The organism is Psychrobacter sp. D2 (genome assembly GCF_013608135.1).
Taxonomy (GTDB): Bacteria; Pseudomonadota; Gammaproteobacteria; order Pseudomonadales; family Moraxellaceae; genus Psychrobacter; species Psychrobacter cryohalolentis.
Genome location: NZ_JACDXZ010000005.1, coordinates 82972 through 101696 on the forward strand (window position 1 = coordinate 82972; position 18725 = coordinate 101696).

Genomic DNA, 18725 nt, shown 5'->3' on the forward strand with positions numbered 1-18725 from the left:
AAGCGATCACTTAATGCTTTTTTAATTGATTATCAATCCAGCGAATAACGTTGCTTTTTCGAATGGTATTACATCCTGATAGTAGCGATGCCATTTTAGGGATCGGTAAACGGATACTCTGATCCACGTTTGCGTCCATGATACCCCCTTAGGATATATTTATATCGTCTTTTGTGTCTTCCGAACGTGTATAGAACATCCTTTTTTCTATACATTCTGACTTGGTATTTATAAAGTTCCTATTCTTCTAGACTTAATTGAGCCGTATCTAAAAGAGAGGCTCAGAAATATTTAAGATAGGTTGCCTAGGGAGCGTTTGAATCCATGAACCAGTGCCTTCAGGCTTGGATTTTTTACCAGTATTTTTAGCTAAATGTAAGCACTAGCATTAACAAAATCTAATTAATTTGAATACCATAATGATCTGCGATTAGTTCAACGGTACGCTATACAAGCATCGAACTGCTAGTGTTAGATATGAACTTAATGACTATAAAATCAACAGCATGGGTCATTATGATTGAGCTGTCTGATTAAACCCTCCCATATTAGTTTCTACAATTTCTTCAGCATAGCTCACTAATGAGCCTCTTTAGGCTCAGACTTGCTGCTAGCATAAATAAAATAAAGCGCAATTGCCAAACAAACCAAAGCACCCATGCGACTGACTGAAAGGCTAATCGCCTCATTACCAAGTAAACCAAAATTATCAATTAATACACTCATACTCAGCTGACCAAAAATAACCGCTACCGTTGCTACAGCAGTCCCAATACGCTGGACCGCAACCACCATAATGACAATGTAAGGCACACCGCATAAGGCACCAAGCAGTTGCCATTTAGGGACATCCATTAAAGTGACGTCATGACTGGGCTCAAAAAAGAAAATGAGCAAGGCAGTTACTACTGCACCCACAGAAAAGGTTAAAAAGGCACTTTTAAATACGCCAACATTGCCGCCAAGGCGACCATTTAATGCTGCCTGGATACTTAAAGCCGCACCGCCAATTATTGCTAATAAAATCATTAAAATAAGCATCATTTAGGTTATCCTTTTGCCATAAAAACAAGTGCGGCAATAATGAAAAATAAAGCGATAATTCGTTTGCTGTCTATTTTTCGTTCCATGGTTTCGAATAAACCATAATGATCTATGATTAAACTCTGAAATACTTGCCCAGCCAATATCCCAATCATCGTCAGCGCAATGCCAATAACAGGCGTCACCACGGTTAATACCACAACATAAACAGGCCCTAAAATACCACCAACCAGTAGTAAAGGCGGCTGTGAGAAAAAGGAAGGACTATCCCGCGGACTAAAAAACAACATCAAAAAGAATGTCAGAGCAGCGCCAACACCAAAAATACTCAATGTCGCCCACAGCTCGCCTACCTGACTCCCTAAAGGCCCAAGTAATCCTGCTTCAACAGACAACCCCATGCCGCCTAACACAACAATGAGTATCAATAAAATTTGCATGAAAAAATCCTTAATGAGCAATACGCTGCAGCTTACAGCAATGTATACCCATTAAAAAACGCTATAATACGAAAATGACCTTTGCATAAGTTGCACAAATGAATACAGTAGATACCATCAACATACAAACACTATTATTTTTTATAGAGGTTTTTGACGCTCAGAGTTTTTCTGTAGTGGCTCGAAAAGAAGGCGTCTCGGCTTCTAAAGTGTCACGTATTATCAAGCAGTTAGAGGACTCACTGGGACAGCAGCTTTTTTACCGTAATACACGCGCTGTTACTCCTACTGAGGCAGGTCGCGTATTTATGCGCTATGCAAAATCCATGACCGAGAGCATGAGTGCAGCACAGCAGGAACTTCAAGACAGGACATTAGAACCGGGTGGTTTAATTAGAATCAACGCTCCCGTATTTTTTGGACAACGACATATCGCACCTTGGCTGCCACAGCTTAGTGCTCAGTATCCTAAATTACAGATAGATTTGAGTTTAACGGATGACTTTATTGATCCGCATCACTATGCAACAGACGTTATTTTTAGAATTGGCACCTTAAATGATTCTGCCTTTCATGCGCGTATTTTTGGCGAGCAAACCTATCATCTTGCCGCCTCTCCATCGTACATAAGCACGCATGGTAAATTGCAAGTACCAGCAGATCTGACACATCATAAATGTCTACTGTATAAAGGCTCAACAGGACCCAATCGTTGGCTTTTTAAAACAAAAAGTGAAGATTGGACGCCATTCTTAGCACCCGCTTTATTGATGTCCAATAATGCAGAATCTTTATTGGTATCTGCACTCAAAGGTATGGGAATTGTGCTTTTTCCAGATTGGCTCATCGGTGAGTATTTAAAGAGCGGTGAGCTTATCAAGCTACTACCTGATTATAATGCAGCCGTTAAAACCACACCTCAACATGTCGCAGCTATTTACCCTCATACTCGTCATGTCTCTCTAAATGTTAGAACATTAATTGATTATTTTGCCAAGGTTTATGGTCACCCTCTTTATTGGGAACTCAATTAAAAAACAAGAATTTAAAGCAATAAGTATCCATGCACCTTATGAGGAAAAGGTGCAATAGGAATATGTAATTGTACCCATTCAGGAGCGTTCCTAACTCAGGTTATTCATTTCTGCTCTCATGCACACTCTATAATAAAGGAGAATTGTTGTACTCAGTCTAAGTCAGATATTAAGGTTTATGAACCATTTATTTTCCTCCTTATTATAGAGTGCTGTTTTTAATATCCGGCTGAAATCCAACCAACTCAATTATCTGGTTTATAAACTTACCCGTGCCATCAATCATTTATCATCTCAATCAATACTCTTAAAAACCCATATCTAAACTAGGCAAAGAGCAACGCTTGTTATCTTCTTAGACGCTCAATGACCCAGCCTGCTAGTGGGAAGGACACCAGCTGTGTCAACGGAACGAGTATGATCGTTTCAATTAATACCACCACTGGCAGGCTTAATTCTTGAGTCACAGGCTTCAATAACGTTAATACAATTAGGAGTGTTGGATAGAGTCCGACATATCCTACTAATATGCGTATCAGTCTGTCTTTAGTATTCTGATTCATTGCCTACTACCTATTGATAAAATGATAAAATGATAAAAAAATCTTTACGTGATAAAAACAATAATTTTCGCGTGATGATTGACTGTTTGTGAATATCCAACAAGTCTCAAATTTATAAATAAAAATAAGGCCATTAATATTAATGGCCTTATCTCATTCAATGCTCAGCTGCTTTGCTATTCCTGATAGCGAGGATAATCACTGTAGCCAATGGCAGTGCCACCATACATCGTGGCAGGATCTGCCTCATTGAGTGGCCAATCATTGGCTATGCGTTCAGGTAAATCGGGATTAGCAATAAAAGGACGACCAAAAGCAAATAAATCCCCATAACCTTTAGATAGTATATCGACCGACTTCTGCACAGTATACTTACCCGCATAAATAATACGTCCTGAAAACTCAGATCTGACGGCTTGGTAAAAAGGCTCTGGCAAATCAGGCGCATTATCCCAATCAGCCTCTGCAATGGATAAGTAAGCAATGCCCGCCTGCTCAAGCACCTTAATCGCTTCAATATAGGTATGATGTGGGTCCGCTTCTACCAGCCCTAGATACACACGAGTCTCATCCGTGCTGGCAAATAAAGGCGCAAAACGTACGCCTAAACGATCAGCACCAACCACCTCACTAACGGCAGCGACCACTTCTTTTAAAAAACGCAGACGATTGGTCAACGAACCACCATATTGATCATCACGTGTATTGCTATGCTCAGAGATGAACTGGTTCACCAAATAGCCATTGGCACAGTGTAGCTCTACCCCATCAAAACCTGCTTCTAGTGCGTTGCGCGCGGCTGCCGCATACATAGCGACCAGCTCACCCACTTCATCGGTACTGAGTGCGCGTGGCTCACTTGGATCGGCCAATGCGCCTGTACCTGGGCCTGTTTCAATAAATACTTTTACGTTGTCAGCAGCAATCGCTGATGGGCCTACAGGCTGAGCACCATTAGGCTGTAAGCTGGTGTGCGACACACGGCCTACATGCCAAAGCTGAGCAAAAATAATACTGCCTTTAGCGTGTACTGCCTGCGTGACTTTTTTCCAGCCTTCAACTTGGGCTGGTGAATGAATCCCGGGCGTCCATGCATAACCTTGGCCTCGTGGCTCAATCTGTGTACCTTCAGTCACCATAAAACCTGCTGTCGCACGCTGTGCATAGTAGCTGGCCATTAAGTCATTAGGAATATTGTCAGGCTGCGTGCTACGAGAGCGTGTCAATGGCGGCATTACGATACGGTTTTTGAGCGTATAAGGCCCAAGTTGTACAGAGGAAAATAGTGTATTTGTATTTAGAATGGTTTGTGTCATAAATGTCTCTTTTAAAGCAGCTGATGGCTTATTATTGAATGTATTTAGTCTGTTTTGATGCTTAATAACCAATCTAATGATTACTTAAGCAATGTTGGTCAGCATAGAGTTTTATGGGTACAATTAGAAACAAGCCTTTCTTGTTTATGGTACAATTATTAATGGTGAGTGTTATGAATGGTATGAACCGGCTAGATATCAAGCAGCTTAGGGTATTGCAGGCGCTGCTTGATCTACAAAACCTCTCGCAAGTTGCGCGCAAAATGGGACTGACACAACAAGCGATTAGCGAGCAGTTGCGTAAGCTACGGGATTTGTTTGATGATCGTTTGTTTATTCGTCAAGGCAATAGCATGGTGGCAACACCAAAAGCACTAGCGATGCAGCAACCGATTGACGAGATATTAAAGCAGTTGGAAGTATTGTTAGAGCCAGAAGTGTTTACGCCGCAAACCTACAAAGGCGTCTTTACGATTAGTGCAACCGACTATGCGACGCAGGCATTATTGCCGCAGTTGTTTAGTATCACACGCCGTGAAGCGCCTAATTTAAGGCTGATAGTGAGAGATTTTGCCTCAGACAATATCAATCAGCTTATTGCGGCAGGCGAACTTGATTTGCTGATTACTTTTCCAGAGTTTATCCCTGATAATTTATCGTATGTGACGCTATTTGAAGAGCAGCATTTATGTGTGACGGGTTATAAAAATACCTTTGTAACAGAGATATTCACACTGGCTCAAGTTGCCGCACACCCGCAGCTGGTGGTATCGCCTTCGCGGGCCAATTTGCGCGGATCGCATGATCAATGGTTTGCAGAAAAAGCGCTTAAACGCCATATTGTGATGTCAGTACCTAGCTTTTCAGCAGTGCCAGATATCCTACATACCACCGATATGATTGCCTTTTATCCTGCGCGACTACTACCAAATAATAAAGTTAAAGAGATTAAAATCGAAGCATTACCGCCTACCTTTAAGGTAATCGCAGCATGGCATCCACGTACCAGTGACAGTGGTATACATCGCTGGTTAATTGAGCAATTACGAAATTTATAGTTAAAAGATTAGCCTGTCTTAAAGTCATCTTATTGAGCATTTAGGCTAACCCTATATTTTATGCAACACTCTCAAAAGTAGGTATAAGATGTTTATCGGTGATGGATTGCTTAATATTGCAGACTGCACGCTTACCAAATGCACCAAGGTTGTAGTCTGCAAATTCATGATATAGCGTCACCACATCGCCCATAATCAGTAATGCGGGCGTTGGCAATTTCGCTTCAGCTTGCTGCTTAGCGATACTACCAAGCGTACCGATGAGCAGTTGCTGAGTGGGCAAGCTGGCATGGCTAATCACCGCAAAAGGCGTCGCGCTATCTCGTCCCGCTGCTATCAACCCTTCGGTCAATTCATCTAGCTGATGCAGTCCCATATAAAAAACGACGGTTTGGGTGCTATCTAAATGCTCGTCATAGTTATTATTTGGCGCTCCTGATTTCTTATATGCCGTTACAAACTTCACTGCCTGCGCATGGTCGCGATGCGTCAATGGAATACCTGCACTGTTAGCAGCGGCACTGGCGGCAGTAATGCCAGGGATAGATTCAAAAAAGATACCATGGCGCACCACTTCTTGAAGCTCCTCGCCGCCTCGCCCAAAGATAAAAGGGTCGCCGCCTTTGAGTCTTACAACTGTTTTACCTGCCAGCGCGTGCTTGACCAACAGCTCATTGATGCCTTCTTGCGGCAGCGCATGATTGGCTCGGCGTTTACCGACGAATATCTTCTCTGCTGTCGGCTCGCACATATCTAAGATATCCTCTGAGACTAGGCTATCGTAAAGCACCACATCAGCGCGCTGCATGATTCGCAAAGCTTTTAGTGTGAGCAGCTCAGGATCACCAGAGCCTGCACCGACTAAATGCACAGTGCCTACTTTTGCAGCTGCTATATTTAGTGGCATGTTTAGGGCATTGACGACACACTTTTTATTAGATAAATCGTTTGGAGGTAGTGTTGCGATAAAGGCAGATGAATCCGTCATGACGGTGACTCCTAATGATGCTGTTAGTGCAATATACGGTGCAAGCCCTATGCCATATTGATCAATTGGTTGTATTTCATAAGGCGGTTATAAAGAAGTTATAAGACAGCTATGATGCATACTCCTCAATAAGCGCATTGATTTGACCCACACACGAGCCGCAATTGGTACCAGCACGGCACGCTTTGCCCACTGATTGTGCGCTATGGCACTGTTGCTTGGTGATTGCATTGATAATGATGTTTTCTCCGACTGCCATGCAAGAGCACACCAACGGACCTGGATCGATATAGCCGGTAGCTGGACGACCTGCCAGCAGCCATTTATAGCGCTGCTGTACTGGTATGGCAGCGGTACTGGCAAAGCAGCTGTCAAGCCAATGTGTACTAGGCAAATACATCACTTTCGGTGCAAAATAAATAGCTAATATCAGCTGATCACTAGGTACGGCGGAGTCTGAATCACTTGGCAATATATGATTTAATGCTTTGTTCCTCACCTCCGACTGAGTCGAGATAAAGCGTAGTTGCTTCTCTGGTTTACTCAAGGTGAAAGCGCTATTAACCGTCAGAGTATCTTCGGCATTGCCAGTCAACCACTTGTCTGATACAGACTTTTGATAGTCATCGATAAACTGCTGCCAAAATTTAGGGTCAAGCAACTGCCTAGCTGTGCGCTCGGCTGGGCTGGCAAGAGTAATGAGCACACTATTGGCTTGCCTGCTGATACTCCATGTCAGCGCTGGTAGTGAGAGAGACGAACCTGCACCATTTAACTCAAAGTTTGTAGACGCTGTTTGCGACTCACCCGCTATTGCTTCCTTCTTAAAATGAGCAGTCATCGCACGCAAGTGCACTAATATGGTGTCCTGCAAATCAGGATGCACCATAATCTTGCCAAGTGTCTGCATAGGCACGGCGCTCATGCGAATCGCTGAGTTTTTTAGCTCAGGCTGCCCTGAATGTGGATCGACCACAGTCGGGATGAGTGTCCCTACCCGTGCAAAGCTAGCAAAGGCGTTACTCCAGTGCATAGGCATAAAAGCATCGCCAACACGCATACTATCGCTGATGACGATTTGCGCTAAAACTTTTTGCTCTAACACTTCAATATCTGTATTTGAATCAACAGCCGCCTTATTATGTGGCTGACGCTGTTTTTTCTGCTGCTTGTGTGGTAGGTTTTGCTCATAGCGAGGATGTAGCTGCACATAGTCGCCCTTTTCAACACCGAGTTGTTTGGCTTCATTAGGATGGATAGTCAGTGTCGGCACAGATTCATGTTGATTGAGCTGTGGCGCCAGTCCTGTGCGTGTCATGGTATGCCACTGATCACGCAATCTACCGGTAATAAGACGTAGATGCACGGTTGATGAGTGACCGTTATGTGGCTTATCGCTCTTATTATCCTTTTCTCTATTATCGCTCGCTATATTATCGCTTTCTGTATTGTCATTAGCTTTCGGTCTTGAGCGACGCTGATGCCTATTAGGTAAGCTGGCGCTATCCGAGGGTGTAATAGCGATAAAGTTTGAGTGCGCCATCGTGATTCGCTGGTCGCCCCATTGAAAGGGGGTCATTACCTCATAGTCAGCACGGTTTAGGATTGGCATTGGTAGGTCTTTAGCCAAATTCAGATAGCGCGGTTGATTGTTTTTCGATTCTGATTGATTAGGGTCGTTCTTAAAAGCAGTGAGCGCCACGTGCTCATTAAATATTTCACTAGGATGGTCATAATCAAACCCTGATAGCCCCATACGCCTCGCCACTTGCGAGAGTATCCACCAGTCAGGTTTGGCAAGACCGAGTGCAGGCTTTAAAGCACGTTGGCGTGAGATGCGCCGCTCAGAGTTGGTGACTGTGCCTGACTTTTCACCCCAACCTTGGGCTGGCAATACAATATCTGCGCACTTCACCGTATCGCTGTCTACCGAGCAGTCAGAGACAATGACCAAGTCACAAGCCGCTAATGCACGGCGAAATTTATCCGCGTCAGGTAAGCTCACGACCGGATTGGTTGCCATAATCCAAATGGCTTTGATCCGCCCATCTAAGATAGCATCAGCAGCATCACAAGCTTGGATTCCCACCTCTGGCGCAATAGGCTGAGGTGCCTGCCAAAAGTCGGCGACCAATTGCCGATGAATGCTATTGTCCAAGTCCAGATGCACCGCCAGCAAATTAGCCAGCGCCCCGACTTCCCGGCCACCCATGGCGTTTGGCTGACCAGTGAGTGAAAAAGGACTGGCACCCGGTTTGCCCACTCGTCCCGTAAGCAGATGGGTGTTGATAATGGCATTCACTTTGTCAGTGCCACTCTTTGACTGGTTAACACCCATACTAAAGGCAGTCACTGTTTTGTCATGAGCTGCGACTAGCTGATAAAATTCAAGGATACTGTCGATACTGACTTGGCAAGCTTGAGCAACTTTTTCAATGCTCCAGACGTTGGCTGCCGCTAAAGCATCATCAACACCATGACCATGCTCGATATAACCTGTATCAGAGAAGCTGTGTTCGCTAAGATAATGTAATAAACCATTGTATAAATGCGTATCGGTGCCCGCGGCTATTGGTAAGTGCAAATCGGCGAACTCACAGGAATCGGTACGACGTGGGTCAATGACAATCAGTTTTTTATTGGGATTGGCTTTTTTGGCGGCCAAAAAACGGCCAAACAAGATAGGGTGACACCATGCCATGTTTGAGCCAACCAGCACTAATAAATCGCAGGACTCTAAATCCTCATAATTACCGGGAACTAAATCAGCGCCAAAGGCACGTTTATGACCTGCTACTGCGGAAGACATACATAGGCGTGAGTTGGAGTCAATATTATTATTACCGATAAAGCCTTTGATAAACTTATTGGCGACGTAGTAATCCTCAGTGAGTAGCTGTCCTGAGACATAAAACATAATACTGTCGCGACCATGCTTGGCGATCGTGTCGTTTAAGCGCGTGGCAATATCATCTAAGACGTTATTCCAATCGGTAGGCTTTATAAGTGGTTCATCAGATATGTCGATAGCATTAAAATCATTACCTAATTGCGTGGGTCGATGTTCTTTCATTACCGCTTGCTTGTTTTGATAATAAGGCTCAGTTAAGCGTCGCTCGCTGCCTAAGGTTTGTGCCAGCGCACTGCCTTTTGAGCATAACTTACCAAAATTTGCCGGATGCTCAGGATCTCCTTTTACGCTCACTACCCCTGTCGCATCGACACTGGCTAAGACGCCACACCCTACCCCGCAGTAAGGACAAGTGGTGCGTATGGTGGACGTCATTTCTTCAGTATAAGTAGCAATAAGAGCCGTTTTTGAAGGATTGAATATGTCATCAGATTTGCGATCAGATCGACGTATACGACTTTCTAATTCTTGACTAGCATTCGGTTTATTACTCAAGATCACTTCACTCATGACGCCGCTCCTACTATGTCTGCTGCGCTTAATAAATCCAGATCGCTATCGTTATCCATGTCTCCGTTAGCCTCACTATCTGTCGTTATTTTCTCCAAATCACAGTAAGCCTCGCCAAATATTAAATCCGCTTTTATAGGCGCGATATCACTATTGTTGTTGATCAGCTGGCTATAGAAACTGCCCTCATTGACCTCACCGTAGAGTACAGCGCCGATCAGTTTATTGTTTCTAAGATAGAGGCAATGATAGTGATTTATACTGGTTTGCTGATAAGTAATGGTTTCGATAGCCGCCGCTTCCTCCTCAACAAAGTCGACTTGCCCTGCTGAAAAGGCACTGATGCCAGATACTTTTAGCTTTAATGACAGCGGTGTACTGCGAAAAGGCTGCCAGTTCTCTTTAGAGCCTAAGCTGTCGCCCGATAGTCGAGTGTCTTTTAGCACAGAGACTAAGGTATCCACTTGCTGATTAACAGGTGCCACCATACCGAATAGCTCACCATCCAACTCTACGCATTCGCCAACTGCGTAGACATGCGGACAACTGGTGTGCATGCAATCATCCACAATGATGCCGCGATTGACCTCAAGACCGCAGTCTATCGCCAGTGCTATATTAGGCATCACCCCGACTGCCATCACAATAAAATCTGCCGGCAAGGTACACCCATCCTTCAGTGATAAGCCCTTTACCTCATGCTGGTCATTGACCGCAATACAATCAGTAATAGCAGAGACCTCCACACCTACGCCCCGACGAGCCAGCTCAGCTTGCAACAGCTGGGCAGCAGGTAAATCAAGCTGCCTGTTAAGAACATAGCTATCTACATGAATGACCGTCATATCTGCCCCTTGAGAAGCCAGCGCGCAGGCGGCCTCTAGCCCTAGCACCCCGCCACCAATTACTAGACCTTTTTTCCCTTGGCGCGCGTATTCAATTAAAGCATTTACATCGGCTACCTCTCGGAACACATGCACGCCTGCCGCATCATGATTGGGAAAAGGGATGACTCGAGCGCTCGAACCTGTAGCGATAACCAGCTTGGCATACACCAGCGTCTGTCCATTATCAAGCTTAATAGACTGTTGCTTGGTGTCCACAGCGGTAACTGCAATCCCTGCTAAGACAACAATACCCAACTGTTCATAATCTGATTGCTGGTATAAATAAGTATCCTCAAAGGCGCTATCTCCTGCCAGCACTGGTGATAGCATAATGCGGTTGTAGCCGACCTCTGGCTCTTTGCTGATAAGGGTAATCGGTAATGGTCTTTGGTTATTTGGCGACTTACTTTGCTGCTGGGCACGTGCCAGCTCAATGGCAAAACGGCTGCCTGCCATACCAGCACCAATAATGACAATACCCGCATTTGAATGAGCATAAGACATTGTCTGTATTGTTAATTTTGATCTATCTGATGACATGAGCAAAAAATCCCTTAGCCGCAACGCGCAGCATTAATTAAATGGCGTGTCAGAGTGTCTTTTGTGCTTAAAGCCTGCGCTTATAAGAAATAAGCCAACAGCGAAAAAATGAGCACAAACTGAATAAAGCAAATGCTATGCCATACCAGTAATGGGTTGCGTATGATGAGCGGCTCAGGGTCGCTAATATAATTATGATTCTCAGGGTTAAAATCTTGTAAGAACTCGCCAATCGCTTGATAGCGAGCTTGGGTATTAGCAAGCAGCGCACGCATTAGCGCTTGCTGGCTGGCAGCAGGTACGCGGTACTGACGTAATAATTGAGTAGGTAGCGTTAAGGTATGATTTGCCTGATGTGAATGCATCAACGCTTGTGAGCTAAATGGCAGCTCGCCTGTTAGCAGCTCATAGCCAATCACCGCTATGGAAAATAAATCAGAATGCACACCTTTTGGTGCATCGGTGTAATATTCTGGTGCAGCGTAGTGCAAATCACCGTTCGGTGGTCGCGTACTGTCTTTAAGTATGGAAGAGCTGGCTGAACCAAAATCTATCAATTTGACCGCGCCTGATGTGGTCAATAGGATGTTTTCCGGCTTGATATCTTGATGCAATAGATAGTTTCGATGCATCACCCGAACCGCCATGCCTATTTTGGTTAACAAATCATAGGTCTGCCACACATCACAAGGCGCATGACGATCTATAAAATCTCTTAGGCTTTCGCCTTCAATATATTCTGTGAGATGGTATAGATATGCACTGCTGGCTGGTATGGGGTAATAGCGTAGCAACCCTGAAGCACTAAGCGCTGAGCTTGCGTCTAGATAGGGTTTTATACTGCTGATGCCTGTAAGGCTGCTGTCGCTAGATAGGTTATTAGGATCTGCTTGATTATAGGCAGGCTCGCCCGCCCGCCTATGCTTAGATAAGCTCAAACCAATTTTACGCTCCTTTAAAAATTCGCGCAGATAATGACCATCGGTAATAGCACTAAGGCTTGGTGACTTTAGTGCAAATAGATGATGGTTTTCATCCTCTACTAGATATACTTCGCTACGAGCAGTACGGGCTATAATATGCTTGACGATAAAACCATCAATCCGTGCCCCAACTTCTAAGCCCGTTAATAACTGATACCGATGGATGTCGTGAGGCATCGGATCATGCAGGCTAGCATTTTTATTATTACTATTGTTCTTAGTATGAGCGCTATTGGCTGTCTTTTTCTTATGGAGCGCTTGCGCATTCATACCGAGTATCACCATACTTAAATTGTCATGACTGCCCTCGTTAAACGCCTGCTCGCATATGCTTTGGCTGATGCTAAGACTATTCACTGCCCCGTCATTCGAGCTGTTATCCGTCGTATCTATCGTTTGACTCGGCTGACACAGCGCCTTTACTGCTGAACATAGCTCAAACTGGAGCTCAGACGCTGCAATAGACTCATACACGCCATCTGTCATCAGTGCTAAGCATTCATTTTGATGCAAGTTAAATACTGACTGCTGGAGCTCGACCATCGTATCCGCGCCAATAGCGGCAGATAGCGCGCCTTTATCTTGCCCATGGTGAATGCGGTGGTCTTTACTGAGCACTTTTATACTCTCTAAACCGACACGGTAAATACGCGAGTCGCCTGTATGAAACAGATGGATACGGTCGCCGATACATAGCAGGCCTGATAAGGTGGATAATAGTGGTGGCACGCGCTCATAGACTTGCGGGAAATAGAGGGCGTCATTGGCTTTATTGACCGCCTCCTTAATCAAAATGGCAACTTGATTGTCATCAAAGTCTATGTTTGCTGATTGCGATTGGTTCTCTACCAATACCATCTCTTCAATTGCTTCATTTTTAAGTGCCCCGTTTTTAAGTGCTAAGGTAAGATGGTGCGTGACAGTATTGACCACCAATTGGCTGGCTTGTTTGGGGAACTGACAGGCACTGACACCATCAGCCATTAAAACCAATAAAGGCGCGTGAGGACACTGAACACCGCCGTTGATGGTTGCTGTAAACTGTCCATACGGCAAGCATGTTGTTATCAGCAAGCTGTCTTGATTTTCGGATTTGCGCCCTTGCATGGTATAAAAATCAAGCAACCATAGTGCATTATCCGCACTATAGTGACTTGTTTTGTCAGTGGTCTTAAAGTCTTGTGTGCCGCCCTTTTTCATACTTAGCTCACTTTAATTTGGGCAAAGCTGCCATCAGGCATCTCTTCGATGATAACGCCTTCAGGTTCTTTTAAAAAGAACAGCGCAAAGAAGCCAACGACGGCAGTCGCGGCGATTACCATGAAGAATACTTGATAAGAGACCAGACTCAATACAGTTAAATAAACAACCGAGCCAACATTTCCATAAGCACCGGTCATGCCAGCAAATTGTCCGGTCATGCTACGCTTGATCAGTGGAATAACCGCAAATACAGCACCTTCACCCGCTTGTACAAAGAAAGAGCAAAACATCGTGATGAATAATGCCAAGGCAATTGGCCATGTTGAATCCACGATACCCATTAATAAATAACCAACAGCCAAACCTGCGGTCAAAATCAGCAGCGTTATTTTGCGACCAAACTTATCGCTGAGCCAGCCGCCGCCCGGTCGCGACATCAAGTTCATAAACGCATAGCTAGATGCCAACACCCCTGCCATCACAATTGATAGATTAAATGTCTCTTGATAGAAAAGCGGCAACATAGACACTACGGCAAGCTCTGAGCCAAAGGTCGCAAAGTATAAAATATTTAAGATACCGACTTGCTTAAAATCATATTGATGCGCTTTTGGCACAGGAGTCGTAAACACCTCTTTATTAAAGCGATAACTACTCACAAACTCATAAATATATAAAACGACTAAGCTGATGTAGACGATATTGACACTCGCCTGACTAAGTAAGCTGACACCAGCGGGTGATAGCTTCCATCCCAAAAGCGCTAACGCCAAATACATCGGCAGCTTAAACGCCATCATCAGCCAAAAGTCGCCTGTTGAGGTCACCATCATGGCACCAGATTTTTTGGGTTTAAAATACGTCGCACCCTTAGGCGTATCACGCACCATCTTATAAAAAATCACACTATAGAGCATCATCACCACCCCGGAGGTGGCCGTCGCATAACGCCATCCTTCATCACCACCAACTATAGCAGCAGCAATAATAGCTACTGTTGGCAACAGCAACGCAGCAGCAGCAGAACCAAAATTACCCCAACCGCCATAAATACCTTCAGCAGTACCCAACTCGCTTGCAGGGAACCAATCACTCATTAGACGAATGCCTACCACAAACCCTGCACCCACAAAGCCCAAGAAAAAACGGGACAATGCCAGCGTGTTGTAATCTTGCGCAAAGGCAAAGGTAAAACAAGGAATAGCGCCTATAGCCAAAATAGCGGTATAGACGAGGCGCGGACCAAAACGATCGGTCAACATACCAATAATGACTCGAGCTGGAATAGTCAAAGCGACGTTTAATATCAACAAGGTTTTGACTTGGTCCTTGGTCAAACTCAAAGTCTCACCGATGGCAGATAAGAATGGTGCGTGGTTAAACCATACAAAAAAGGTCAGAAAAAAAGCCATCCATCCAAGATGGAGTATCTGGTTTTTACCAGTAAAAGAGAGAATATTGAGCTTGTTTTTATTTGGTGCAGCAGGGCTCGGTGATGGCGATGACGACATAAGCGGTTTCCTTAAATAGTAAAATTCAGGGCTAACATGGAAAGCCGTAAGAACACGTTATGTTGAACGAACTGACCAGTTAGAGCATTTAAGGGGGTGCAATGGCTGTGCCAGCTGCCGCTATCAGCTTCGTTATACAGATAAAACCTCGGCTTTGATAAAAGCGTTCATGCTTTGCTATAGGTGACTTCCAAGCAACTATTACAAGGTCATTCATAATTTAATAGCCATATATAAACGCTAATTTTATCGAGATGAATGAAAAACCCTGACTGCCATAAATACAATCAAATTGGTGCATGGTTTTATCTATTTTGGTGCATCCATTTTTTGTATCCTCACTTTTAATGAGAAAAGACTTTTTTATTTATCATTGCTATTTATATCCTCACACATACCACGCCGCCTAGGAAATACACTGTCATCGTCAGGTTTTTCGTCTGTAGTGATGAGACTCTCGCTTAAAGATATAGCGCTATATAACGGTGCTTGGCACAGTTATTGAAGATGTAATTACTGTAAGCACTATTTAGACAAACCCATGACTAAGGATAATTACATGAGTAGCACTATAGTGAGTAAGGCAGGTAAAGCTAAGTTGGTGGTGATTGGTAACGGTATGGTTGGACATCATTTTATTGAGCGAGCCATAGAAAAAGGGTTACATGAGCAGTTTGAGATTCATGTGTTTGCTGAAGAAGACCGTCCCGCTTACGATCGGGTATATTTATCGAGCTACTTTGAACATAAAGATGTTAGTAAGCTCAACTTGGTTGATTTAAGCGCCTATGCATCTGCCCAGATTCAATTGCATCTGAACCAGCGTATTGTAGATATTGACACCACCAATCAATACATCATCACTGAAGCTGGCGAGCGGATTGAATATGGTGAGCTGGTGCTGGCGACAGGCTCCTATCCATTTGTACCGCCGATTCCAGGGCGTGAGCATGCACACTGTCATGTATATCGCACCATTGCTGATTTGGATGACATTCTTACCATCGCTGAGCAACCAAAAGTAAAGAAAGGCGTGGTTGTGGGCGGAGGACTACTCGGGCTTGAAGCAGCAAAAGCACTGGTCACCTTAGGACTAGAGACTTACGTGGTAGAATTTGCCCCGCAGTTGATGGGCGTACAGCTTGATGCGGCTGGCGGCGATATTTTAAAGCGAAAAATTGAGGCGCTTGGCGTCAAAGTATTGACTGGTAAGAATACCCAAGCCATTATTGATAATAGCGACGCGATACATACAAACCTGAGCACCTTTAATGAGAATCCGTGCCAGCTGACCATGCAATTCACCGATGATACCTCGCTTGACACCGATATGATCGTCTTTAGTGCCGGTATTCGTCCGCAAGATGGCATTATCAAAAACAATCCTGAGTGCGGTATTGAAATAGGTGCACGAGGTGGTATTTTAATTGACGAAAAATGCCGCACCAATGCCGCGCATGTCTACGCTATCGGCGAATGCGCGGTGTGGGATAACCAAATATTTGGCTTAGTAGCACCAGGCTACAGCATGGCGAGTATTTGCGCGGCGCAAATTTCAGGAGATCATTCGCAAACCTTTACGGGCGCTGATATGAGCACCAAGCTCAAACTCATGGGCGTGGATGTGGGTAGTATTGGCGACGCCCATGGCAAAAGCGCAGACAGTTTGAGCTATTTGTACCAAAATCCTGCGACAGGTATCTATAAGAAACTGATCACAACGTCTGATAATAAGCGCTTGCTTGGCGCGGTATTGGTTGGTGATACCGAAGACTATAACAATCTATTACAGCTATATCTCAACAATATCGACTTGCCTGCCCATCCTGAAAGCCTGATTTTACCTAACGTTGAAAAACCAACGATGGGTATAGAAAATTTACCAGATAGCGCCACGATTTGCTCATGCTACAACGTCACCAAAGGGGCTATTTGCGCGGCGGTTGAGAACGGTGCTTACTCCATTGCAGAAGTGAAATCCTGTACCAGTGCAGGTACAGGCTGTGGTGGCTGTGCGCCTATGGTGAAAGACACTTTAAGCTATCAGTTAACGACCCTTGGGTTTGAGGTCAATAATGATTTATGTGAGCACTTTGCCTATACCCGTCAAGAGCTCTATAGCTTGATTCGTGTCCATGGTATTAGAACCTTTGATGCTCTGTTGGATGAGCATGGTAATGGTCATGGCTGTGAGATTTGCAAACCTACGGTCGCCTCCATCTTGGCCTCATGCTGGAATGATTATGTGCTCAAGCCTGAACTGACACCGCTGCAAGACAGCAATGACTATTATCTAGGCAATATCCAAAAAGATGGCACCTATTCTGTCGTACCTCGTGTGCCGGGTGGTGAAATCACCGCTGATAAGCTGATCATCCTCGGACAAGTTGCCAAAGAATTTAATCTGTATACCAAAATCACAGGTGGTCAACGCGTGGATCTATTTGGCGCACGTCTAGACCAACTCCCTGATATCTGGACACAGTTGGTGCAAGCTGGCTTTGAGACCGGTCATGCTTATGGTAAGTCGTTGCGTACTGTTAAATCGTGTGTGGGTAATAACTGGTGTCGCTATGGTGTCGATGACAGTGTCGGCTTAGCCCTAAGATTAGAAGATCGTTATAAAGGGGTGCGTTCACCGCACAAGATAAAAATGGGCGTGTCCGGATGTACGCGTGAGTGTGCGGAGGCACAAAGCAAGGACTTTGGCATTATCGCCACCGAAAATGGTTGGAATTTATTTGTCTGTGGTAATGGCGGTATGACCCCGCGTCATGGCGAGCTGTTTGCCACCGATCTTGATAGCGACACGGTCATCAAATACATCGATCGCATTATTATGTTTTATATCAAAACAGCAGATAAACTCCAGCGTACCTCAAAATGGCGCGAGAGCTTAGATGGCGGATTGGAATATTTACAAGCGGTCATTATTGAAGACAGTTTAGGCATCGCTGATGAGCTAGAGGCGCAGATGCAACTGCTGATCGACAACTATGTGTGTGAGTGGAAAGCCACCATAACCGATAGCGAAAAGCTCAAACGTTTCCGTCACTTCGTCAATAGCGAGCAAGGGGATGACAATGTGGTCTTTGTCACCGAGCGCGAGCAGATCCGCCCTGCGACCGATAGTGAAAAAGCTAAAATCTTAGTGACCGAGCTGGCTTAATCAATGTCTAACACTTTCCGATCATATACGAATAAGGATCACCCAATGAACCAGTATACCGTTTGCAGATTAGAAGACATACTCCCTGAGACTGGTGTTTGCGCACTGATAGAGGGTAAACAAGTGGCAATTTTTCGCACTAAGGACGCTAAGCTTTTTGCGCTTGATAACTATGACCCCTTTAGTCAAGCCAATGTATTATCTAGAGGGTTAATTGGAGGCACTACCGTGACCAACGATGCTGGCATTGATGAAGCGGTACTGTATGTGGCCTCACCTATTTATAAGCAGAGATTTAACCTTGCCACCGGTCAATGCTTGGATGATACAAGTGTCACGCTTGCTACTTACCATGTTGAGCTTGATACCAGTCTTGAAAGTAATAATGTGGTGATAAAATATGATCAGTTAGAAGCGTCATCTACAACACTATTAGAAATGGAAGTTGTTTAAGGCGTAGCCGTCTTTTTAGCAAATTGAAACATGTAATTTACATTAAGATACTGAATAAAAAATTGTACTGGCATAATATTGGCGGTAAATATATTTCACTTAATGCCATTAAAAG

Annotated in this window: 14 protein-coding genes; 4 read left to right on the plus strand and 10 right to left on the minus strand. The window is 44.5% G+C overall.

Annotated elements, in window-relative coordinates; all coding sequences use genetic code 11:
• Positions 1-10: 10 nt before the first annotated feature.
• From H0262_RS13160 to H0262_RS08240, 3 genes are all read right to left on the minus strand, one after another.
• Positions 11-139, minus strand: coding sequence for a hypothetical protein (locus tag H0262_RS13160; protein WP_259275435.1), 129 nt, complete (start codon positions 137-139; stop codon positions 11-13).
• 440 nt (positions 140-579) lie between these two features.
• On the minus strand, positions 580-1041 hold the full coding sequence (locus H0262_RS08235; RefSeq protein ID WP_181210490.1) for a DMT family transporter: 462 nt from the start codon (positions 1039-1041) through the stop codon (positions 580-582).
• An 8-nt stretch (positions 1042-1049) separates the two neighbouring features.
• Complete coding sequence (locus tag H0262_RS08240) at positions 1050-1484, minus strand: DMT family transporter (protein ID WP_181210410.1); 435 nt, start codon at positions 1482-1484, stop codon at positions 1050-1052.
• 98 nt (positions 1485-1582) lie between these two features.
• Here H0262_RS08240 and H0262_RS08245 point away from each other — a divergent pair, with 98 nt between their 5' ends.
• A complete protein-coding gene (locus H0262_RS08245; protein WP_181210411.1) occupies positions 1583-2518 on the plus strand; it encodes a LysR family transcriptional regulator in 936 nt (311 codons plus the stop codon).
• Between the two features lie 347 nt (positions 2519-2865).
• On the opposite strand, the gene H0262_RS08250 is transcribed toward H0262_RS08245, so the two are convergent.
• Positions 2866-3081 carry a hypothetical protein gene (locus tag H0262_RS08250; protein WP_181210412.1) on the minus strand — a complete coding sequence of 72 codons (216 nt, stop codon included), beginning with the start codon at positions 3079-3081 and terminating at the stop codon, positions 2866-2868.
• A 176-nt stretch (positions 3082-3257) separates the two neighbouring features.
• Positions 3258-4397 carry an alkene reductase gene (locus H0262_RS08255; RefSeq protein WP_181210413.1) on the minus strand — a complete coding sequence of 380 codons (1140 nt, stop codon included), beginning with the start codon at positions 4395-4397 and terminating at the stop codon, positions 3258-3260.
• A 173-nt stretch (positions 4398-4570) separates the two neighbouring features.
• Here H0262_RS08255 and H0262_RS08260 point away from each other — a divergent pair, with 173 nt between their 5' ends.
• Positions 4571-5455, plus strand: coding sequence for a LysR family transcriptional regulator (locus tag H0262_RS08260; protein WP_181210414.1), 885 nt, complete (start codon positions 4571-4573; stop codon positions 5453-5455).
• 58 nt (positions 5456-5513) lie between these two features.
• Here the strand turns inward: H0262_RS08260 and cobA are convergent, their stop codons facing one another.
• From cobA to H0262_RS08285, 5 genes are all read right to left on the minus strand, one after another.
• Positions 5514-6443, minus strand: a complete 930-nt coding sequence (gene cobA / locus H0262_RS08265; RefSeq protein WP_181210415.1) for a uroporphyrinogen-III C-methyltransferase — start codon at positions 6441-6443, stop codon at positions 5514-5516.
• A gap of 109 nt (positions 6444-6552) precedes the next feature.
• Positions 6553-9864 carry a nitrate reductase gene (locus H0262_RS08270; protein WP_181210416.1) on the minus strand — a complete coding sequence of 1104 codons (3312 nt, stop codon included), beginning with the start codon at positions 9862-9864 and terminating at the stop codon, positions 6553-6555.
• Positions 9861-11291, minus strand: coding sequence for an NAD(P)/FAD-dependent oxidoreductase (locus H0262_RS08275; protein WP_181210417.1), 1431 nt, complete (start codon positions 11289-11291; stop codon positions 9861-9863). The genes H0262_RS08270 and H0262_RS08275 overlap by 4 nt, the downstream gene beginning before the upstream one ends.
• Positions 11292-11371: 80 nt before the next feature.
• Positions 11372-13474, minus strand: coding sequence for a bifunctional protein-serine/threonine kinase/phosphatase (locus H0262_RS08280; protein WP_181210418.1), 2103 nt, complete (start codon positions 13472-13474; stop codon positions 11372-11374).
• A 2-nt stretch (positions 13475-13476) separates the two neighbouring features.
• Positions 13477-14988: a NarK family nitrate/nitrite MFS transporter gene (locus tag H0262_RS08285; RefSeq protein ID WP_181210419.1), complete on the minus strand. Its 1512-nt coding sequence runs from the start codon at positions 14986-14988 to the stop codon at positions 13477-13479.
• Between the two features lie 559 nt (positions 14989-15547).
• Here H0262_RS08285 and nirB point away from each other — a divergent pair.
• Together nirB and nirD are read left to right on the plus strand one after the other, a co-directional pair.
• The gene (nirB, locus tag H0262_RS08290) at positions 15548-18157 is read left to right on the plus strand and encodes a nitrite reductase large subunit NirB (protein WP_181210420.1); all 2610 of its coding nucleotides are present in this window, start codon (positions 15548-15550) and stop codon (positions 18155-18157) included.
• A gap of 45 nt (positions 18158-18202) precedes the next feature.
• Positions 18203-18610: a nitrite reductase small subunit NirD gene (nirD, locus tag H0262_RS08295; RefSeq protein ID WP_020443516.1), complete on the plus strand. Its 408-nt coding sequence runs from the start codon at positions 18203-18205 to the stop codon at positions 18608-18610.
• Positions 18611-18725 lie beyond the last annotated feature (115 nt).